Genomic DNA, 21,306 nt, shown 5'->3' with positions numbered 1-21,306 from the left:
CTTAATTTTTATATTAATAAAATTATCTATGTTCGAGTAGCACAACATTTTCCACGTGATGTGTTTGCGGAAACATATCCACTGGTTGAACTCTTGTTACTTTATATTTTGAATCTAATAACGCAAGATCTCTAGCTTGTGTTGCACTGTTGCAACTAACATAGACAATCTTTTTTGCTGATAGCTCAAGTAATTGTGAGACAACATCTGCGTGCATTCCTATTCTTGGTGGGTCTGTAATTACAACATCAGCCATTCCGTGGGTTGAAATAAATTTTTTATTAAAAACCTCTTTCATATCGCCTACTACAAAATGAGCATTTGTTATCTTATTGTTTTTAGCATTCTCCTTGGCTGCAATAATTGCATCAGGAACTGCTTCAACTCCTATCACTTTCTTTGCATTACCCGCTATAAATTGTGCGATGGTACCTGTTCCAGTATAAAGGTCATAAACAATTTCTTTTCCAGTTAAGCCTGCGAAATCTCTCGTTATCTTATAAAGTTCGTAGGCTTGAGAGCTATTTGTTTGATAAAAAGACTTTGCGTTAATTTTGAATGAAAGTCCCTCCATTTCTTCAAAAATATGTGGCTGTCCATGGAAGCACACTACTTCTTGGTCATATAGGGTGTCATTCCCTTTTCCATTAATAACGTACAAAAGAGAGGTTAATTTAGGGAATCTCTCTGTAATAGCGGTTAGTAGTTGTATTCTTTTAGTTTCAGTCTCTTTAAAAAACTGTATCAAGACCATCACTTGGCCCGTGGAAGATGTACGTATCATTAAGGTTCTTAAAACACCTGTTTTATTTCTGTTATTAAAAAAAGGTATTTCTAGTTTTTGTCCTTCAGACTTCACAAAATCTCTTATCTCATTACTGGGATCTTCCTGTAAGTGACATTTTGTTAAATCCAGTATTTTATCCCACATTCCGGGAATATGAAAACCTAGGGCATTTTTATTTTCAATAATTTGATCGCTCTTTATTTGATCTAGTGTGAGCCATTTATTATCGCTAAAGGAAAATTCCATTTTATTTCTATAAAAATACTCCTTTTTAGAGCCTACTATTGGAGAGGTTTCTGGAAGTTCAATTTTGCCAAGTCTTTTTAAATTATTGGTAATTTCATTCTGTTTGAAATATAGCTGATGCTCATATCCCATGTTTTGCCATTTGCAACCGCCACAGGTACCGAAGTGTTCACAAGTGGGAGTAACACGTTTTGAAGATTCTTTTGAAACAGAAATCGCTGTGCCTTCATAATACGCTTTTCGCTTTTTTGTTGTTTGCACTGTTACAACATCTCCAGGAACCGCATTGTCAATAAATACAACACGACCATCGGCTGCTTTAGCAACAGCCTTTCCTTTTGCTCCAGCGTCAAAAACTTCAAGATCTTCTAATATTACGCGCGTTGTCTTTTTTCTACTCATTGCACAAAAATAGCATATTTAGTATAGTATAATTGGGCTAGATCATTAAAATTATTTGGTTAATATTTAGTAATTTCGCAGGAAGGATGATTTCTCTCCTCCGCTGAATTTTCGAGTCTTTCGAAAGAAAAAAGGTACAGAAGGAATTTTTAGTTTTAATTTTTTAAAATTTTATGTTATGTTAATGACACAACAATCCTTGTCGCAAGAAGCGATAGACCTCGAAAACAAGTATGGAGCACACAATTATCACCCACTTCCCGTGGTTTTAAATAGGGGAGAAGGAGTGTATGTTTGGGATGTAGATGGTAAGAAATATTATGATTTTCTTTCCGCTTATTCTGCCGTTAATCAAGGACATTGTCATCCAACCATTGTAGGAGCAATGACAAAACAAGCCAAAACACTTACACTTACCTCAAGAGCTTTTCATAATGATATTTTAGGAAAGTTTGAAAAGTATGTTGCTGATTATTTTAAGTTTGATAAGGTGCTTCCAATGAACACTGGTGCTGAGGCGGTTGAAACTGCCCTTAAGATATGCAGACGATGGGCATACGAAGTTAAAGGAATAGAAGAGAACAAAGCAGAAATCGTAGTTTGTAATAATAACTTTCACGGGCGTACCACCACGATCATTTCATTTTCAAACGATCCTGTCGCACGTTCTAATTTTGGCCCTTATACCAATGGTTTTATAAAAGTTGAGTATGATAATCTAAACGCTTTAAAAGAAGTTTTGTCATCCAATAAAAACGTTGCTGGATTTCTTGTGGAACCCATTCAAGGAGAAGCAGGCGTATTTGTGCCAAGTGAAAATTATCTGAGAGAAGCCAAGGCCTTATGTAAAAAGCACAATGTCCTTTTTATTGCTGACGAGGTACAAACAGGAATTGCCAGAACCGGAAGATTACTAGCAACTTGTGGAAATTGTAGCTGCCCTAATAAAGATTGTAGTGGAACACCAGATGTAAAACCAGATATCTTGATTTTAGGTAAAGCAATAAGTGGTGGTGCCTACCCGGTATCGGCTGTGTTGGCAAACGATGCGATTATGAAGGTAATTACTCCTGGATCACACGGATCTACTTTTGGCGGTAATCCAATTGCGGCAGCGGTAGCGATGGCAGCACTAGATGTGGTTATTGATGAGAGACTTGCTGAAAATGCATTTAAACTCGGAGCGATTTTTAGAGCTGAATTGAATAAATACATAGCAAAAAGTACTATTTGTAAAGGGGTACGCGGTAAAGGCCTGCTAAATGCAATTTTGATAAATGATGATGAGGAAAGCGATACTGCTTGGAATATATGTATGAAACTAAGAGATAACGGTTTATTAGCAAAGCCAACGCACGGTAATATTATAAGGTTTGCTCCACCATTGGTAATGACTAAAGAGCAATTACTTGATTGTGTCTCAATTATCACAACTACGTTAAAAGAATTTGAGGTTTAACTATTTGTAAATTTTCATAAAAAAAATAGCGACTTAAGAGTCGCTATTTTTTATGAAAATTTATTATCTACCGTATTGTTCGAGCATTTCTTGTTGCATTTCTTGTAATCCATCTATTCCATAGACAGCAATGAGTGCTATGTTTAAAACAATATAGATAGCTCCTAAGGCGACACCAATAATAGCAAGAATTTTACCAGTTTTTACATTGTTGAACCCTTTGTATAATTCTGGATTTTCATTATAAAGTGCTGTAGCTTTTTTTGCTAAAACTAAAGCAATAATTCCAAGTGCTAGTGAAAAGATACCATAACAACAGCAAAGCGGAATTGATAGTATCCCTAAGATTAATACAGCCTGTGAATTGGGAAGTGTTTGTTTTTCCATAATATGTTCTTTAAAGATTGGTCTATAGCTTAAAAATAGTCTTGTTCTTTTTATTCTTAAAACATGAAACTCATTTTATAAAAATAACTACTTACTATGATTAGACCGTTTACTATTGCCAATGCTATTTTTATCGTATAAGAGTATTTTATTTCTACGAACATTGTAAATAAAATAAAACCACCAAATAGGAGAAGGGTATAAATGGCAGGATACATTTTAAAGGCTGCAACAAATTCACCTCTAAAAATTAAGGCTGCGGCTCTTTGTAAGCCACAGCCAAAACACTCTAAACCGAATATTTTTTTGTTAAGGCACGGCAACATAAAATCTTCCATACCTTATTTGTTGGGAATTATCTGTTTCGTACAGAAATTTTGTAATCTATAATTGCGTTATCGCTTGTCGTTAAAATCACTAAATAAATTCCATCGCTAAACGTCCCTGTAGGAAATGTAAGTTTTGTTGCGCCTCCTAGATTTTCTTGATTTAAAACTAAACGTCCACGCATATCGAAGATACTTGCTTTCTTAAGTTCAAATCGTTCAGGGTTCGAGACTTCAAGTTGTGTTTGAAGATTGTTTTGGAAAAAAGTTACAGCATCTTTTGCTTTTTGTGTAATTTGATCAGTTTCATTACCTTTTTTATGAGGTACTGTGAAAACAATAAAAAATCTGTTTTCATAAAGTCCAGCTTTTAAAAACAAAGAAGCAGATCGATTCTCGGTAATTTTTTGATATGTATTTTTAAAAGAATCATATACTAAAACTTCCCGCATAGGACGATTAAGATTTTCCTCTCCCGTAATTACTACATTCATACTAGAAGCTAATTGCAATGTAAAAGGTATTCTTTTTAATCTGTCTCTAACCGGTAATGATGATATAACAAGAGGATATGTATTTTCACTATCCCAAGGTGTAAATACAGGGAAGAACATTTCAGAAGTAGCATCCATTGGACTAAAACCGTCCAATCCTGAATCATAATCATCGGTCGCATTATCGTCAAAAATTAAAAGTGTTTGACGCATATGCGATGTTCCAAAATAGGTGTTTATTCTAATTTGTGGTTGGATAGTTTCATCCTCAATGACGTCACCGCTTGGAGTATCTGAACTTGATGATTTTGAACTTATTGGAGACACCTTATTTTCTTGATTTTTAAAAGTCGAGTTACCTGAAGATTCTTTAATGAACCGTCTGTGCGAATTTCTAAACGTAGCGGTCTTCATTCCAGGGCTAGGATCTCCTTGAATAATAAATCCTTGGGCAATAGGAGACATTCTTCTTGGAACAGTAGTCCCTTGCATTCCAGTGGAGCTTACAGGATTCCCATCATTATCAAAATTTAAAAACGTAGCAGTTACCTGATTTCCAGATTGTGTGCCACCTAAATCTTCAGGACCAGGGGTCCAAGTACTGTACCCAGCTTTATTATCTACATAAAAATGAGAGTTAATAGACCTATCTTCATCATAAAATTTAATTTCTTTAAAAAGTCCAATATTTGCAGCATCATATAAGAATGCATTCAAGTCTAAAGTAGATGGATATGGATTGCCTGTTGCAGCTTCGCCATTCATTAAAGTAGAAAGAAGGGCATTGGTTTGAAAAGTTGATGGAGGCACGTCTATGGTAATGTCACCGCTGTTAGGCCTTCCTCTAAAATCGTAAATTTGGTCAGGTGTTGCTGTAACGTCTACACCTTTCATTAGAAAACCTTCACCAGCTGGAATCATATTGTTTGATTCTAAAAAATAATACGAGCCACCAGATCCAGTTCCTGCATTGTAGCCGTACAACCAGCGTCTAGAAATTTGTAAGGGAGAAGAAGCTCCGTTTAAGTTTGTGGTTAATGATGCAGGATTTGATTCAGTAACGCCTAAGGGGTCGTGTAGTCTTGCAATACCAAAATTTTGATTTCCGGTACCAGTAGATTGACTAACAGGAGATGCCCAATAGTTATAATCATACGCATCTGAGTTGGTACTCCTTAATACAGAGATAGAACCAGTTCCTGCATTAGGTGCAGGTACAACAGGATCTCCTTGAAATAATTGCGCATCATCTCTTAAATAAATACTCGCTTGTAGTGTGTCTGTTACAGGATTTGCGGTTGCATTTTCTTCGAGGTTAATTTCGCCATCAACATAAATTTGAACATCTTTAGCATAAATATAGCTGTCTTCTAAAGTAGTAGGATTAGGTCTCACAAAAAGCTGAGCGCTAACAATTGATGTAGAAGCAATAAAAATTGCTGCTAAAAATAGTAGGTTTTTCATAATTAAAAGTTGACAAATATTCAGATTTGGGAATCAAATATTTAGTTAGGCTATAAATTTAATTAATTTTTGACAAAAATCGGATAGTTTACACCAACTTTTCGATGAAATGCAAGCGTATACGCTCATATTTTCAGAAATTTACCCAAAAAACAATATTATTTTGAAAATAGGCGATACAGTTATGATTATTGATGATTCCGTCGAAGGAAAAATCATTGCGATAAAACATAAAATTGTTACAATTAAAACCTTAGAAGGTTTTGAAATAGAATATAGTAAAAATGAAGTAGTTTTAATTCCAAATTCGAATAATCAATTGGATTTTGAGTCTATTAATTTTGAGCAAATCCTAGCTGAAAAAGAATATAAAAAACCAAAAAAAATAAAACGTGTAAAACCAAAAGAACGCAACCAACCTTTGATGGAAGTTGACCTTCATATCCATCAATTAGTTGCCAATGAGAAGGGGCTAACCGCTCATGATAAGCTTGAGTTGCAAATTGAAATCGCACAAAGAAAACTTGAGTTTGCGATTCAAAAAAGAATACAAAGAGTGGTATTTATTCACGGTATAGGTGCTGGAGTATTGAGAGCAGAATTAGAATATCTATTTAGAAGATATGATGCTATATCCTATGAGGATGCAGACTTTAAAAAATATGGAAGAGGCGCAACGCAGGTTCATATTTTTCAGAACGCTAAAACTAATTCTTAATTAAATACGGGTGTTGCTGTTACCATATCGTTTCTAATATTGTTATCAGTCCCTAAGTTGAGCGTTTCAATAGTAATTTCTTCATCGCCATTTATTAAAACGAGATTATCGATTCTAACCTTGCCAATACTCATTCGACTATAGTTGTGTGGTTTATACTCTTCAACAATAATTTGTACCGCGACATCAGGATTTAGATAATCGGGAATATCATTATTATTCTCAGCATCATTAGCGGGGTTTAAATCTTCGTTTCTATCTTCATTTCGGGTAAGGATGCCATCATTATCATCATCTGGGTCTAAATAGTTAGGCATTCCATCTCCGTCTGTATCTGTTGGATTTTCAGGATCAGGGCCTAGTTCAATTAGGGTAGATACATTATCACCATCATCATCGAAGTCATGAAAATTTGGGATACCGTCTAAATCAAAATCACCCGTTCCTTCTAATTCTGGATTTGTACTATCAACGGTCTCTAAGCCATCATTATCATCTAATGTTGTCTCAGAATCTAATAAAACATTACCAGAAGTCCCTATATATTCTGTTACTACCGTAGGAGAAGATGGAGGGATAGGGCTACAAAAATAACTTCCTGAGATAAGGTCACTAAAGGCACGATATTGTACTGTATTTCCATCTTCACTTAAAGGAAACTCTTGTACGCCTGTAGTAATAAAAAGCTCGCCAGTGGTATTTAAAAGAACCGAAATACTTTCATTTACATCTGGATTTATCTTGTAGAATACGTAAGATCCAGCTTCACCACAATTTTCTAAGGGAGCGTCTTCAAAATCAAAGTTTGATAAGATGATATCACCATCGTTGCAGCTAAAAATTAGAAATGAGAGTGCAATTAAGCAAGTAAATTTTGTCATAATTATAATAGCTAATAAACTATTTACAAAGTAACGTAATTCTTTAAGAAAGGTATATCATTCCTCAAAATTTTATCTGTATTTTTGTTTGATAAACTAATTAATAATAACAAAACGCAATACCTTGAAGAACGTTTATTTTGATAGCGCAGCCACTACGCAATTGCGCCCGGAAGTTATCAAATGTATTACTGAGGTTTTAGAAACCGAATATGGAAATCCATCATCAACGCACGCATACGGGAGATCTGCTAAATCGTTAATTGAAATAGCTCGTAAAGAAGTTGCTGCTATATTAAATGTTACAGCGGCTGAAATTGTTTTTACCTCCGGAGGTACCGAAGCAGATAATTTAATCATAAATAGTTGCGTTCGTGATTGTCAGGTAACCCGAATAATTTCCTCAAAAATTGAACACCACGCGGTACTTTATTGTATTAACCAACTTAAAGAAACACATAACATCATAGTAGAATATGTGAATTTAGATAGCTGTGGTCATTTAGACTATGGGCATTTTGAGGAATTACTTAAAGATGATACTCACAAAACATTAGTAACCTTAATGCACATTAACAATGAGATTGGTAATGTATTAGACATTGAAAGAACAGCACATCTTTGCAAAAAATACAACGCCTACTTTCACAGTGACACGGTACAATCTGTAGGGCATTTTGAATTAGATTTTAGTAAAATACCTTTGGATTTTGCGGCAGTTGCAGCGCACAAATTTCACGGGCCTAAAGGAGCTGGCTTCGCTTTTATTAGGAAAAATACAGGATTAAAACCTTTGATTTTTGGTGGGGATCAAGAACGCGGTCTTCGCGCAGGGACAGAGGCAGTATATGCAATTGCTGGGATGGTAGAAGCGTTAAAAATTTCGTACCAAAACCTCGAAGAGGAAAAAGCATACATTACAAGCTTAAAAACATATTTCAAAAAATCTCTTATAGAGAACATCCAAGGCGTAAAGTTTAATGGAGGTTGTGAGGATGATGAGAAAAGCACCTATACCTTATTAAATGTTTGCTTACCTGTTTCACCAGAAAAAGGAATGATGTTATTGTTTCAACTGGACTTAAAAGGAATTGCGTGTTCAAAAGGAAGTGCCTGCCAGAGCGGAAGCGGCAAAGGTTCTCACGTACTTACTGAAATCTTAAGCGAAGAAGATATGTCAAAACCATCCATACGTTTTTCATTCTCTAGTTTTAATACTACCGATGAAATAGATTATGTTATTAAAGTGTTGAAAGAGTTTTGTTTGGGGTAATTTTTTGCTCTTGATAATTACAACATATTAAATTCTATCGGGCCATTCATTTGGCAATTCTCCGCTAAATCCTAATTGGGGAATTTTATTTATTTGTCCTAGATTTCTGCTTCAGACAATTTAAAATCAAAAACCTCGATATTTTCTTTTATTCTTTCTATTCTGGGATAGCGATCACATCATATTGAATAATCCAACATGAACAAATTTGTATTATTGATTTATTTTGATTTCGTGCTATTCTTTTTAAAACGTTATTTAAAAAGACTTTTCCGCTCGCAAGGAGAGACCAAGGTTCTACAGTAATATGATGTTCATTGCAAAAATTTGTTACTTAGGGTTGCCTATAACGAGGATGAAATAGGATCTGGTTTATGGAAGGAATTACCTTAGCAGTTTCGAATAAGACTTCAAGATGCTCTGGTCAAAAATTACTCACACCTATGGATCTAATTTTACCTTCGAAGTGTAATTCTTCCATTTCTTTCCAAGTATCTGCATTTGTTTTTTGCTAATTCTTTTTTCATTATCAGGCCAAGGTATTAAGTATAGATTAATGTATTCTAAATTAAGTTTTTTAAGGGATTTTATTAGTTCCGTATTTGTTGATTGATGTCATAAATTTTCGCGCCATAATGTAGTGTTCATAAATAAATTATCTCGTGATATTCCACGCTCTTTAATATCTTTGCTTATTGCTAACGCATTATCATAGATGTAAGCCGTGTCAATTAGTCTATATCAATTTGAAATAGCATGCCAGACAGATTCAATACCTATTGGGTTAGTCAATTTATAAGTTTTAAAGCGCACGGGAGGTAATTTAGCGCATCATTTAGGACTATTTTTTTATAGAAAAGCTTGTAAAATTTCCCAAGAGATATTTAGCACAGAAAAAACCAACAAATTATTAAATATATTTTCACTAAAACTTAGCAGTCAATCTAACATTAAAAACCCTTGGTGTTAAAAAATTAGGAATCGCATATTGCGTCTTTGTATACACATCTCTAACAAAAGTATTTGTAATAGAGTTTTGTGCATCAAAAATATTAAAAATTTCTGCACCAATAGTGAGTTCTTTAAACGGCGTGAGAAGTCCTTTTTCGCGGAGGTTATCTTTATCCACGAGTACATATTGCACTCCTAAATCAGCCCTTCTATAATCTCGTAGCCTTTGTTGATAATCATATGGATCTGCATAACTAGGAGAGCCTCCTGGTAGTCCTGTATTATATTGAAGGTTTAAATATCCTTTTAAGTTTGGTATGATCTTTACATAATCTTGAAGTAAAATAGCAACTTTTAATCGTTGGTCTGTGGGTCTAAAAATATATCCTCGATCATCAATATTTTCTTCGGTTTTAAGATACCCTAAGCTTATCCAACTTTCAGTTCCTGGAACAAACTCTCCAGCCAATCGCAGATCCAAACCATAGGCATATGCTATTGCATTATTTCGCGCACGGTAGCGTATTCTAACGTTTTCTAAGGTATACGGGTTTACATCGGTAAGTCTTTTATAGTATGCTTCGGTAATTAAGGTGAATGGACGATCCCATAAATCAAAACTGTAGTCATTCCCCAAAACAATGTGTATTGATTTTTGTGCTTTTACTTCTGGTCTTACTGTTCCCGAAGAGTCCCGCAACTCGCGATAGAATGGAGGTTGATGATATACTCCCCCAGACAACCTAAAAAGCATGTCCATTTCCCATTCTGGCTTAATTGTGGCTTGTGCTCGTGGACTAAAAACAGTTTGCGTGTTGCTTGTTATTCCTTGACCACTTACGGTCCAGCTATGTGCACGAACACCTGCATTTAACCATAGCTCGTTGGTTCCTATATTTGTTCTACGACTCCATTGCGCATATCCACTAATTCTATCTATTTGAACATCGTTTTGAGCGCGTATATTTGTAAAAGGTTCTAAAGGCGCATCAAATGGTGAATACGGTTGGTTGTTTCCAAAATCAATGATTGGTGGTCGAATAGAAAACCCCGCCGAATCAATAATTTCATATTCCTGTAAGCGGTCACGAATGTCTTCGTGGGTATATTTTATACCGTATTCGATTTCATTTTCAGCAATACTGGCGTTTCCCTTGTGTTCTAAGTTAACAATTAAGGCGTCTAAATCGTTACGTGCGTGGGTTAGTTGAGAACCTATTCCTTCACTAAAAGTAACATCTCCAATAGTTTCACTGCCTAAACTTGTATCAACCTCCCCTAGGCGGTATCGTGCTAAAATATCAAAATATTCTTGCTCTTGTGCTTGGTAAATAGAGGCAATAAATTTAGTTGTAAAATTGTCTGAGACCAGATAGGTTCCTTTTAGGGCTCCAAAATAGGTGTCGTATCTAGTTTCTTCTTGGCCTTCATAAAAAACTAAAAGAGCCACTGGATCTGCGAGTGTGCCAAAATTTGTTTGGCGAGTTAGGGGTTGAAAACTGTATCTATTAACGGCAAGATTTCCTAAAAATCCAAGTTCAAATCTATTCGAGAATTGATAGCTTAAATAGGTTTGCGCATCTGCAAAAGTAGGGCGGAAATTAGTTTCTACTTCTCTCGCATTTACAAACAAACTATTGTCACGATACCTTAATCCTACAATTCCTGTGAATTTTTCATCTTTGGAAACACCTTCTGCTGCAACACTTGCACCCAAGAAACTTGCATCAACAGAGGCGCCAAATTCAGTTGGGCGGCGATATGTAATGTCCAAAACAGATGATAATTTATCACCATATTTAGCTTGAAATCCACCTGCAGAAAAATCTACGTTGGAAGTCATATCGCTGTTTACAAAACTCAAGCCTTCTTGTTGTCCACTGCGTACTAAGAATGGCCGGTATACTTCTACTTCATTTACATATACTAAGTTTTCATCATAGTTTCCTCCGCGAACCGCGTAAGAAGTACTTAGTTCATTATTGTTATTAACTCCCGGTAATGAGGCAAGTAAGCTTTCAACCCCACTATTTGCTGTGGGTATATTTTTTATAGTTTCAGGACTTAAGGTTGTAATACCTTCTACCCTTTTATTTTCCTTTCCAGAAATTACAACGGTAGTAATTTGCTCAATATTGGGTTTCATAATTGGGCTAAATTTATAATCCTGATACGGCTCAAGATTAAAAGTAGCCGTTACATTTTTAGAACTAATATGGGAGAATTTAAGGGTTACTTCCTCATTAGGCGCTATTTTTATTTGATAATAACCTTCCAAATTGGTCATGGTTCCTTCGTTACCGTTGGTCACATTTACTCCAGGAATAGGAAAGCTGTTTTCATCGGTTATGATACCACGGACGATGGCTTTTTGAGCTACAGCAAAAGTTGATAATAATAAAGCTAAAAATAGTAGGGGTGTAAATTTTGTTTTCAAAAGGGATTGTTATAATTATTTTCTGAAAAATTGAGCTTCAAATGTAGTGTTATTTCCTACATTATCGGTTACGATTATTTTCAAATTATTTTCAGATTCTGATATAATAGCATCATCAAAATCATAGGTTAAAACGTTCTTTTTGTAATTATATTCCATCAAAATAAATTTTCCGTTAATTGTGGCTCGGTATTTACTAATACCACTTAAGTCATCTGTTATCTTTACTTTGAGTGTTTTATTTTTACTAATCCATTTTCCTTCAGAAAAGTTTACCGCTTTTATTTTTGGAGCAATGCTATCCATTGCTAATATATAGGTGCCAAAGGTTCTTGTTCCTATAGAAAGCACATTTCCTTTTAAACGACTTCGGTTATAATACGGTTCGCCTTTGTAGTTTAATCTTCCCAAGAAGACCTTGCTCCTGTCTAAATCAGAGTATTTTGAAATATCCATACTCACCGAAATGTTTTTATGAATAGGCACTACATCTTCGTGCAGTATGAGTGTGTCTCCTTTCGTTTTAATATTCAAGTATTCATTTTCATATAAAGCTCCCTTAGGAACGTAGATGGTGAAATTCCCAGTATTTATAGTAGATGCTGTTTCTGAAGAAACAAATTCCATCGTTTCATCGTGTTCCTTTATAAATCTATTTTCAATTCCTTTAGCTTCCACAGGGACAGTTACAGTAACGGTATTTCCTTTAAAATCGTTTAAAGTAATTACAAATGAAGATTTAAAACCATCTTGTACGCTTATGATTCCGTTACGGTTTGCATAGGTAATGATACTCAATGGATTGTTGTTTTCACGAAAGAGCTTTTGAACACGGTTTCTATTATCCTTGTAATATTTATAATCTATATACCTATTTAAATACCTAGTTTCACTAAATGAAAATTTATTGAAGTCAATATTAATGAGTTCTTCACCGTTAAAACTCGTTTTTATTTGATAGACGCCATTTTTATTACTGGCGCCATCTTGTTGATCATTAGTAGAAATACCAAAACCAATGTTACCGCTTGCTAAAACAGTATCTGTGATATAAGAGCCATCTTTTTGTTTGATTAATCTCAACTTTATTGGGCGAAAAGAATCATTTACAAAAGCTTCTTCATTTATCGGGTAAGCAAATACTGAGTTTACAATGGGCTTTCGAGTATCTGGAATATCAACGCCAAATAACAAAGGATTCATTGGTCGTGATGATACATCTCTTATTTCGTAATGCAAGTGAGGACCCCCACTACTTCCAGTATTTCCAGTGTAGGCTATTAAATCCCCTTTTTTTACTTGTAATAATGCAGTATCTGGAAATAATTCGACTTCAAAAGTCTCTTTTTTGTATTGGTTGTTTTTAACGTATTTTTGAATGTCACCTCCATATTCCTTTAAATGAGCATATACAGTGGAGTAGCCATTGGGGTGTTTTATATAGAGGGCTTTTCCGTAGCCATAATGAGCTACTTTTATTCTGCTAATAAATCCATCAGCAGGCGCATAAACGGGAATTCCTATACGTTGTTGTGTTTTGATATCTAGGCCGCTATGAAAATGATTGCCCCTTAATTCACCAAAACTACCCGAGAGGATTAATGGTATTTTTAAGGGATTATCAAAATAGTCTTGCGGATATTCTTGACCAAAACCAGTTCCAAAGACGAAAATAAAAATTAAAAATAATCTGTTCATAACTAACACGTCTTGCTTAAATTAAAATGTCTGTTAGACAACAAATATGCGGATAGTACTCCAAATTACAAAAATTAACGTAAAACAATTTGTTTATTACTAGCCGAAGTTTAACTTTGTGACTAAAGTATTGAAATAAAAATTTAATGAGTCACCTTGTAGAACATGTCAATTCTCTAGAGAATAAGATAAGCAAACTGTTGCATAGGCACACAAAACTGAAGCAACAAGGTGCAGTTCTTACCGAAGAAATTGGCGTCTTAAGGGAACAGCAGGAACGATACAAAGGGGAAATTGAAGAATGGCGTTCTACCTGCAACTCACTAAAGTTGGCAAATTCAATGCTTGGCAGCGACCAATACAAGCGAGATACAAAACTCAAAATAAATGCTCTTGTTCGGGAAATAGATCAATGCATTACGCAACTTTCTGAATAAATAAAAAATATGTCAAACCAATTAAAAATAAAGTTGTCTATTGCAGATAGAGTCTATCCTCTAACCATTAATCCTGCTCAAGAGGAAGGATTAAGATTGGCTACGAAGAAGATAGAGGCAATGATTAAAAAGTTTGAAAAAAGCTATGCTGTAAGGGATAAGCAAGATGTACTTGCTATGACAGCCCTACAATTTGCAGCACAAGTAGAGCAAAAAAATATTGATACCAACACTGATATAATCCAAGCAGAGCAAAAGATTAAAGCTTTGAATGAGTTATTGACGCAACAGTTATCATAACGTTCTTTTAATTAAAAAATAGGTACTGCCTACATTAATATACATTTTGGTAAACTCAACATGAATTCTTTTGAGAAGGGTGAATCTTAGTTGTAAAAGTGCGCCGCTATTCTGAACTCGTTCGGTCTTGGGCGGATTCTTGATCAGCTTGCTAGCCCTAAACTTTTTCTTACTGGAGTTTACACAAATCAAATATTAGTGTAGGTTTTTTTATGCCTTAAATTAAGCAAAAATTAAACAACTCAAATCAATATAAAAACAAATTATGGATAATATGGTTATTACAATAATAGTAGGTGTCGTTGCTCTGGCAGTGGGATTCTTCATTGCAAAAGCGCTCGAGAAGAGTAGTGCTACTGCAGCAATAGTTGGAGCAAAGAAAGAAGCCGATCGCATCATAAAAGAAGCAACATCAAACGGAGAAACATTGAAAAAAGATAAAATGCTCCAAGCAAAGGAAAAGTTTATTGAACTTAAATCGGAACACGAAAAAGTAATAAACAGTCGTGAGAAGAAAATGAATGATGCTGAAAAACGAACTCGTGACAAAGAATCTCAAGTGTCTAGTGAATTAGCCCGCAACAAAAAATTAAACGCTGAAATAGACAATAAAAAGAAAAACTATGATGAACGTTTGGTGTTTATTGATAAGAAACAAAGTGAAGTAGAGAAAATGCATCGAAGCCAGATAGAACAATTAGAAGTGATTTCTAGTTTATCTGCAGAAGATGCCAAGGCACAATTGATGGAGACTTTGAAAGAAGAAGCAAAGACCGGAGCAATGGCATTTGTTCAAAACTCGATAGAAGAGGCAAAAATGACTGCGCAGCAAGAGGCTAAGAAAATAATCATTACCACGATACAAAGAATTGGTACAGAGGAAGCAGTAGAAAATTGCATATCTGTTTTTAATTTAGAGAGTGATGATGTAAAAGGTAGAATTATTGGTCGGGAGGGAAGAAATATTAGAGCAATTGAGGCAGCTACTGGTGTCGAGATTATTGTGGACGATACTCCAGAGGCAATTATTCTTTCTTGTTTTGACAGTGTGCGTAGGGAAGTAGCTAGACTATCGCTTCATAAATTGGTTACAGATGGCCGTATTCACCCTGCACGTATTGAAGAAATAGTGAAGAAAACTACAAAACAGATAGAAGAGGAGATTATAGAAGTTGGTAAAAGAACCGTAATTGATTTAGGAATCCACGGCTTACAACCAGAACTTATAAAGGCAGTAGGAAGAATGAAATACAGATCTTCTTATGGACAAAACTTACTACAGCACTCTAGAGAAGTAGCTAAACTTTGTGGCGTTATGGCTAGTGAATTGGGATTAAACCCGAAACTTGCAAAGCGCGCGGGATTATTACACGATATAGGAAAAGTGCCAGAAACAGAAACAGAAATACCTCACGCAATCCTAGGGATGCAATGGGCAGAGAAGTTTGGAGAAAAGCCAGAGGTTTGTAATGCTATTGGTGCTCACCACGACGAGATAGAAATGACGAGTTTATTATCTCCAATTGTACAAGTTTGTGATGCTATAAGTGGAGCAAGACCTGGAGCAAGGCGTCAAGTATTGGATAGTTATATCCAGCGTTTAAAAGATCTCGAAGAGATCGCCTTTGGATTTGGTGGTGTTAACAAAGCCTACGCAATCCAAGCAGGACGTGAATTGCGAGTAATGGTAGAAAGTGAAAAGGTGAGCGATGAAAAAGCAGCGCAACTCTCTTTTGAAATCTCTCAGAAAATCCAAACAGACATGACCTATCCAGGGCAAGTAAAAGTTACGGTCATACGGGAAACCAGAGCAGTTAATATCGCGAAGTAAATAGTACAATTCCTGTAAATTAAAAAGCTCCTTTCCATTAATTGAAAGGAGCTTTTTAATTTACAAAGAATTTAATTTACGATTTCTCGTCATAAATATCATTATATCCTTTAGGTGGTTCTTCAAAAAAGGCTCCAGTAAAATAGCGATACCCTTTGTCTAGAGATTTAATGGTTTTCATATCTTCCATATCTAAAACCAACTATACCGCTAAAAAGTGCTCTTTTATATGCTCTTCTTGGGTTGATTTAGGAATAACAGCTGTGCCTCTTTGTCTATGCCAATTAATTAGAACTTGACAAGGGGGACGCATTGTGCTTTCTGGTAATGTTTACTATGTCATCTATTGCTAACAAGTTGGGCTCTTCTTTCCTCTTCATTTCATCAGACCTGTACCCTGAGTCTAGAGATGAGTATGCTGTAAGATGTATATTTTCATTTATAAAATGGAATATCGTACATATTATAGTGAAGGCGGTGATTGTCTTTTATTTGGTTTATGTTCCTATCAAAAGCAGTTATAATGGGCAAAAAGAATGCGGTAAATTAGCTCCAAATCCAGGGCTCTATGGAATTTATGACGTGACGATGTTTGCCATTAATAAGGGCACAATTACCCCTACAATTTATGATAGTATCTATTGGAAACGATTTGTTGTGGATAAATACAGTACTTCAATTACAAAAGCGAATGATAAAAATAGCTATCTTAAAATAGAATTAGATACGATTGAAAAAACCGTCAGGCTTTCTAGTTGGAGAGATATTACAAATGTTTATAATTTAAAATATACACTCCAAGACAGTATTCTTAATTTTAGAGGAGTGCATCTTAAAGACACTTTAAATATTCAATTAAAAAAACGAAAACTAAATTCGTTTCTACTTGAAAGTCGCGGGTTTAATTGGTTAATGAGTATCCCTATAATAAGTAGCTTTTAAGGATTTTTGACTTGGAACTTACTACACCACGGGCAGGTTAAAACTTTCTAAATATTAAACGTTGATTTTGCGATTTTGGATTTAACTTTTTGAGATTTTCAGTCCCTCCTAGGATGAAATTTATTGATGGTTTCAGTAAGGAAACTGGTTTCTAAATGGGTGTAAATTTCAGTAGTAGTAATACTCTCGTGTCCAAGCATTTGTTGTATCGCACGAAGGTCTGCACCGTTCTCTAATAGATGTGTTGCAAAAGAATGTCTAAAGGTATGTGGACTAATATTTTTTTGAATCCCTGTTTTTTCGACCAACTGTTTTATGATGGTAAAAATCATTGCACGGGTTAGTCCATTTCCTCTTCGGTTAAGGAATAGGGTGTCGTTTGCTTCTGGTTTTATCTTTTGATGTACACGAATCTGGTTCTGGTATATATTGATGTATTTTATAGTGGTATCACCAATGGGGACAAAACGCTGCTTATTGCCTTTACCAGTAATTTTTATAAATCCTTCTTCAAAAAATAAATCTGAAATTTTTAGTGTAATTAATTCACTTACCCGAAGACCGCAGCCGTAGAGCGTCTCTAAAATAGCACGGTTCCTTTCACCTTGAGGCTTGCTTAAATCTACCGCTTTAATAAGTTGGTCTATTTCTGAAATTGCCAATGTATCCGGCAACTTGCGGCCTATTTTTGGACTTTCAATCAGTTCCATTGGGTTCGTGCTTCGGTATTCTTCAAAAATAAGGTAGTTAAAAAAACCACGAAGCCCCGAAATGATTCTTGATTGCGATTTTGGATTTACCTCTTTGGCGATTTGATAAATAAACTGTTGAAGGGTTTCTTCAGAAATAGAAAGAGGAGACATCTCAATTAAATTTATATCAAGCCACTTCATTAGCTTTTTTATATCTAAAGTGTAACTAGCAAGCGAATTAGCCGAAAGGCCTCGCTCTATTCGCAAGTAGTTTTGATAGTCTTTTATAGCCTGATGCCAATTCATAAGTCGATATTAATCAATATTTGAATAAAATAAAGATAAGCTAAAAATTAGTTTAGGTGTATAGCGTGATTTATTTGCATTTGAAAATACTAAAGTTCATTCGTTTTACACGAATGGACTTTTTTAATAGTGATAATCATATTGTTGTTATGTTTTGACAAATAATAGAAAAAACCTATTGTTAATCTAGTTTCATTCAGAAGCTTTTCACCATTAACCAAACAGGTGTATTCTGATTTCTTTACGAACTATAATGATATTTGAGAACATTTCCGCTTCGGTTATTCGAGCCTGTCATTTTGTTTCTAGCCAGTTTTAGTTGTTGCAATAAACGCCAAAGGATTATCTCTTTTATGTTTTTTTAAGGCCTGATTTCATGGCATAATGAGGCACTTCTTAATTTGAATTTATAAATAAATAAATAAATAAAGGAATAAGAAAGAGGTTGATACAAATATGTATATTTGACAAAGTTAAATAACCCATAAAAATTAATTAGATGAATAAATTTACAATTTTACTACTTGCCATTCTTATTAGCGCTACCGGAGTTTCACAAGGAATTGACCTTGGAGTTAAAGTAGGAGCCAATTTTGCTACGCTAAGCGATGCCGAAAATGGACCTTCAAGTAAAACAGGTTTCCAGGCGGGTATTTTTGCCGGATTGAAACTTGGTGATAAAATAGGAATTCAGGCAGACGTCTTATATTCTCAACAGGGCGCTGAATTTAACGCAACAGATTTTGATTTAACATATGTAAACATTCCTATTGTTTTGAAATATTATGTAATTGGCGGTTTAAATATTCAAGCAGGACCACAATTTGGAATTTTGGTTGATGATAATATCAAAGAATTATCTTCCGGAATTCTTGAAGCTGAAAGTTCAGATATATCAGCAGTTGCTGGTTTAGGTTTTGATCTGCCTTTTGGATTGCGAATTGATGGTAGATATAATTTCGGTTTTACAGAGGTTATTAAAGATGCTAAAGGGAAGAACACAGTAATAACTTTGGCTGTAGGTTATTCTTTTCTGTAAGTTTTAAACATATTTAATATTGAAGCCCATTCGTTTTGTACGAATGGGCTTTTTTAATGCTGATCGTTACATTGTTATATAATTTGACAATCAGCGGAAAAACCTCATTCTTAAACATAGTTTAATTTTAGAAGCTCCTGTTCTAAAGTATAATTATCAATGGAGTTTTTTGAAAGTTTATGTTTCATACGACATTAATATTAAGGGTTTTTTAAGATCTGTTTCCATTCGATTCAGTGAAAATACAAAGAAGATTTTTGAAGTTTTGTATTGACCTTTGTCTCTTGTTTGACACTAATAAATAATAAATTTATAAAATTTAAATTATGAAAAAAGTAGTGTTTAGCTTATTTCTGCTGATAGTGAAAGTAATGAAACAGTAGCTGTTAAAGACAACTTTCAAACACTTGATGCAGGGGTTGGCATTGGTGCTTCTTATGCATTTGACTTTTACGTTATTACAGGGTTTAGATATAACAAGGGGGTTACAGATATCAACGATTTTAATGGTGCTGGGAGCAATCAAAACAATGTCTTCCAAGTATGGGTAGGATATTCTTTCTTGTAATACATTATTATTTTAAAACTGAAAGTGGGGTCCTTGTGATTCCACTTTTTTTTCGAGGTAATTAGTGTATTTTTGTAGCCTAAAATTTAAATAAGAAAAAATGAAAAGAATTGTATTGATTTTAAGTTTAATTGCTGGGATATATGCAACAAATGCACAAGGATTTAAGGCAGGTTTTGGAGCAGGATATTTAACTGAATTTGAAACATTTGCGGGAAGTGTAGATTTGATTTATGATATCACTGAAAAGATAGGAGTAGGAACTACGGCAGGTTTTGGTGTAGCCGAATCTACCTTTAGTAAAGATGTAAGAAATACCATTTTCTTTGTAGATATAAACGGAAGGTATAAAGTATATAAAGAATTATACGTATTAGCTGGAGGACAATATCTTTCAAATTCATTTTCTGAAAAGGGAGGTAATATACTACCTATAGGTGATATAATACCAGAAAACACCTCAGATATAGGAGCAAATATTGGTAGTGGCTATATTTATAACATTATCGACAATGTAAATGTTTTTGGAGAAGTAAAGTATACGTTTATACAAGATAGTGGTTATCTTCACGCAAGAGCAGGGCTAATGTTTAGCTTTTAATTTTTTAATTTTAACTTAAAATATAGGACAATGAAATTATTTTATACAACAAGTTTAATTGCAATAATGAGCCTAACTACGTTTGCTCAAGGAATCGATTTTGGTGTTAGTGCCGGATATATAAATAGTACAAGTAAAATATCTGGAAATAATACTGTAGATATAACATCAGACGCAGTATCTGGTTTTTATGCGGGTCTTTTAGCCGAAATAAGTCTTATAGGTATCATTAAAGTGCAGCCAGAATTACTTTATGCTAATGTTGACGACACGAGTTTTATACAAGTGCCACTAATGGTTAAAGTGTATCCAATTCCTAAAGTGTATATACAAGCGGGACCTCAGTTTACTTATATACTAGAAGATGTTCTTGATGACTTCTCAAAATTGAATACTGGGGCGGCAATAGGAGCAGGAGTTGATATTGCTTTTGGATTATTTGCACAAGCACGGTATGTATTCCAACTTAATAATAATTATACAGGACCAGCAGATATTAATTTGAGAGCAAATTCTTTGCAAGCGGGTATAGGATATAAGTTTTAAAATATTTTTATTGCTATTGAGCATCTAAAGACTAATGCATACCATTAGTCTTTTTTTAATTTATACTATCTTTAAACCAATGAAACTAATTGTCATCAACGGTCCAAATCTTAATCTATTGGGTAAAAGAGAAACGGCTATCTACGGAACTGAAACATTTCAAGACTTCTTTTCAACGCTTCAGTTTAAATTTCAAGAGATTGATTTAGAGTATTTTCAATCTAATATAGAAGGAGCGTTAGTCACAAAAATTCAAGAAGCGGGTTTTGATTATGATGGGATTATTTTAAATGCTGCAGCGTATACGCATACCTCTATAGCTATTGGAGATGCTGTGAAAGCAATTGAAACACCAGTAGTTGAAGTTCATATTTCAAACACCTTTTCAAGAGAAGATTTTAGGCACCAATCTTATATTTCAGCAGGAGCAAAGGGAGTGATTCTAGGATTTGGATTACAAAGTTATGAACTAGCCATTCAAAGTTTTATTTTGAAAAGTAAGGTGTAGATTAGAAGAAATA

At 34.5% G+C, this 21,306-nt stretch carries 20 protein-coding genes and 1 other RNA gene; 12 read left to right on the top strand and 9 right to left on the bottom strand.

The window, feature by feature from the left end:
- Window positions 1–22: 22 nt before the first annotated feature.
- Window positions 23–1,435 (bottom strand): 23S rRNA (uracil(1939)-C(5))-methyltransferase RlmD, encoded by a 1,413-nt coding sequence (rlmD, locus tag ABXT67_RS15145; RefSeq protein ID WP_415374874.1) that lies wholly within the window; start codon window positions 1,433–1,435, stop codon window positions 23–25.
- Window positions 1,436–1,613: 178 nt separating this feature from the next.
- Here rlmD and rocD point away from each other — a divergent pair, with 178 nt between their 5' ends.
- A complete protein-coding gene (rocD, locus tag ABXT67_RS15140) occupies window positions 1,614–2,894 on the top strand; it encodes an ornithine--oxo-acid transaminase (protein WP_415374873.1) in 1,281 nt (426 codons plus the stop codon).
- A gap of 63 nt (window positions 2,895–2,957) precedes the next feature.
- Here rocD and ABXT67_RS15135 read toward each other — a convergent pair whose 3' ends face one another.
- The 3 genes from ABXT67_RS15135 to ABXT67_RS15125 are packed head-to-tail and all read right to left on the bottom strand — an operon-like array spanning window position 2,958 to window position 5,565.
- A complete protein-coding gene (locus ABXT67_RS15135) occupies window positions 2,958–3,281 on the bottom strand; it encodes a CCC motif membrane protein (RefSeq protein WP_415374872.1) in 324 nt (107 codons plus the stop codon).
- Between the two features lie 56 nt (window positions 3,282–3,337).
- Complete coding sequence (locus ABXT67_RS15130; protein ID WP_415374871.1) at window positions 3,338–3,619, bottom strand: DUF2752 domain-containing protein; 282 nt, start codon at window positions 3,617–3,619, stop codon at window positions 3,338–3,340.
- 17 nt (window positions 3,620–3,636) lie between these two features.
- Entirely contained in the window at window positions 3,637–5,565 is a 1,929-nt protein-coding gene (locus ABXT67_RS15125) for a hypothetical protein (RefSeq protein WP_415374870.1), read from the bottom strand.
- Between the two features lie 163 nt (window positions 5,566–5,728).
- Here ABXT67_RS15125 and ABXT67_RS15120 point away from each other — a divergent pair, with 163 nt between their 5' ends.
- A complete protein-coding gene (locus tag ABXT67_RS15120) occupies window positions 5,729–6,283 on the top strand; it encodes a Smr/MutS family protein (protein WP_415374869.1) in 555 nt (184 codons plus the stop codon).
- On the opposite strand, the gene ABXT67_RS15115 is transcribed toward ABXT67_RS15120, so the two are convergent.
- Complete coding sequence (locus ABXT67_RS15115) at window positions 6,280–7,164, bottom strand: hypothetical protein (RefSeq protein WP_415374868.1); 885 nt, start codon at window positions 7,162–7,164, stop codon at window positions 6,280–6,282. The two genes, ABXT67_RS15120 and ABXT67_RS15115, sit on opposite strands and share 4 nt — an antisense overlap.
- 124 nt (window positions 7,165–7,288) lie before the next feature.
- On the opposite strand from ABXT67_RS15115, the gene ABXT67_RS15110 reads away from it, so the two are divergent.
- Window positions 7,289–8,437, top strand: coding sequence for a cysteine desulfurase family protein (locus ABXT67_RS15110; protein WP_415374867.1), 1,149 nt, complete (start codon window positions 7,289–7,291; stop codon window positions 8,435–8,437).
- 424 nt (window positions 8,438–8,861) lie between these two features.
- Here the strand turns inward: ABXT67_RS15110 and ABXT67_RS15105 are convergent, their stop codons facing one another.
- The 3 genes from ABXT67_RS15105 to ABXT67_RS15095 all read right to left on the bottom strand — a co-directional run bounded on the left by ABXT67_RS15105 (window position 8,862) and on the right by ABXT67_RS15095 (window position 13,523).
- Window positions 8,862–8,918 carry a hypothetical protein gene (locus ABXT67_RS15105; RefSeq protein WP_415377009.1) on the bottom strand — a complete coding sequence of 19 codons (57 nt, stop codon included), beginning with the start codon at window positions 8,916–8,918 and terminating at the stop codon, window positions 8,862–8,864.
- Between the two features lie 444 nt (window positions 8,919–9,362).
- Window positions 9,363–11,825: a carboxypeptidase-like regulatory domain-containing protein gene (locus tag ABXT67_RS15100; RefSeq protein WP_415374866.1), complete on the bottom strand. Its 2,463-nt coding sequence runs from the start codon at window positions 11,823–11,825 to the stop codon at window positions 9,363–9,365.
- Window positions 11,826–11,840: 15 nt separating this feature from the next.
- Window positions 11,841–13,523 (bottom strand): M23 family metallopeptidase, encoded by a 1,683-nt coding sequence (locus ABXT67_RS15095; protein ID WP_415374865.1) that lies wholly within the window; start codon window positions 13,521–13,523, stop codon window positions 11,841–11,843.
- A 146-nt stretch (window positions 13,524–13,669) separates the two neighbouring features.
- Between ABXT67_RS15095 and ABXT67_RS15090 the strand changes: the two genes are divergently transcribed.
- The 5 genes from ABXT67_RS15090 to ABXT67_RS15070 all read left to right on the top strand — a co-directional run bounded on the left by ABXT67_RS15090 (window position 13,670) and on the right by ABXT67_RS15070 (window position 17,033).
- Window positions 13,670–13,960 (top strand): hypothetical protein, encoded by a 291-nt coding sequence (locus ABXT67_RS15090; RefSeq protein ID WP_415374864.1) that lies wholly within the window; start codon window positions 13,670–13,672, stop codon window positions 13,958–13,960.
- 9 nt (window positions 13,961–13,969) lie between these two features.
- Entirely contained in the window at window positions 13,970–14,260 is a 291-nt protein-coding gene (locus tag ABXT67_RS15085; protein ID WP_415374863.1) for a cell division protein ZapA, read from the top strand.
- Window positions 14,261–14,313: 53 nt separating this feature from the next.
- Window positions 14,314–14,441, top strand: a non-coding RNA gene (gene ssrS, locus ABXT67_RS15080) — 6S RNA.
- Between the two features lie 84 nt (window positions 14,442–14,525).
- Window positions 14,526–16,091, top strand: coding sequence for a ribonuclease Y (gene rny / locus ABXT67_RS15075; RefSeq protein ID WP_415374862.1), 1,566 nt, complete (start codon window positions 14,526–14,528; stop codon window positions 16,089–16,091).
- 336 nt (window positions 16,092–16,427) lie between these two features.
- Entirely contained in the window at window positions 16,428–17,033 is a 606-nt protein-coding gene (locus tag ABXT67_RS15070) for a hypothetical protein (RefSeq protein ID WP_415374861.1), read from the top strand.
- A gap of 98 nt (window positions 17,034–17,131) precedes the next feature.
- Here the strand turns inward: ABXT67_RS15070 and xerD are convergent, their stop codons facing one another.
- On the bottom strand, window positions 17,132–18,031 hold the full coding sequence (xerD, locus tag ABXT67_RS15065) for a site-specific tyrosine recombinase XerD (protein WP_415374860.1): 900 nt from the start codon (window positions 18,029–18,031) through the stop codon (window positions 17,132–17,134).
- 499 nt (window positions 18,032–18,530) lie between these two features.
- Between xerD and ABXT67_RS15060 the strand changes: the two genes are divergently transcribed.
- The 4 genes from ABXT67_RS15060 to aroQ all read left to right on the top strand — a co-directional run bounded on the left by ABXT67_RS15060 (window position 18,531) and on the right by aroQ (window position 21,293).
- Window positions 18,531–19,070, top strand: a complete 540-nt coding sequence (locus tag ABXT67_RS15060; RefSeq protein ID WP_415374859.1) for a porin family protein — start codon at window positions 18,531–18,533, stop codon at window positions 19,068–19,070.
- 668 nt (window positions 19,071–19,738) lie between these two features.
- Window positions 19,739–20,239: a hypothetical protein gene (locus tag ABXT67_RS15055; RefSeq protein WP_415374858.1), complete on the top strand. Its 501-nt coding sequence runs from the start codon at window positions 19,739–19,741 to the stop codon at window positions 20,237–20,239.
- A 30-nt stretch (window positions 20,240–20,269) separates the two neighbouring features.
- A complete protein-coding gene (locus tag ABXT67_RS15050) occupies window positions 20,270–20,785 on the top strand; it encodes a porin family protein (RefSeq protein ID WP_415374857.1) in 516 nt (171 codons plus the stop codon).
- A gap of 79 nt (window positions 20,786–20,864) precedes the next feature.
- Window positions 20,865–21,293: a type II 3-dehydroquinate dehydratase gene (gene aroQ / locus ABXT67_RS15045; RefSeq protein WP_415374856.1), complete on the top strand. Its 429-nt coding sequence runs from the start codon at window positions 20,865–20,867 to the stop codon at window positions 21,291–21,293.
- Window positions 21,294–21,306 lie beyond the last annotated feature (13 nt).

The sequence above is a fragment of the Patiriisocius sp. Uisw_017 genome, from assembly GCF_047731265.1.
Classification (GTDB): domain Bacteria; phylum Bacteroidota; class Bacteroidia; order Flavobacteriales; family Flavobacteriaceae; genus Patiriisocius.
Note: the sequence above shows the minus strand (reverse complement) of the source record. Positions and strands in the feature narration are given on the sequence as shown.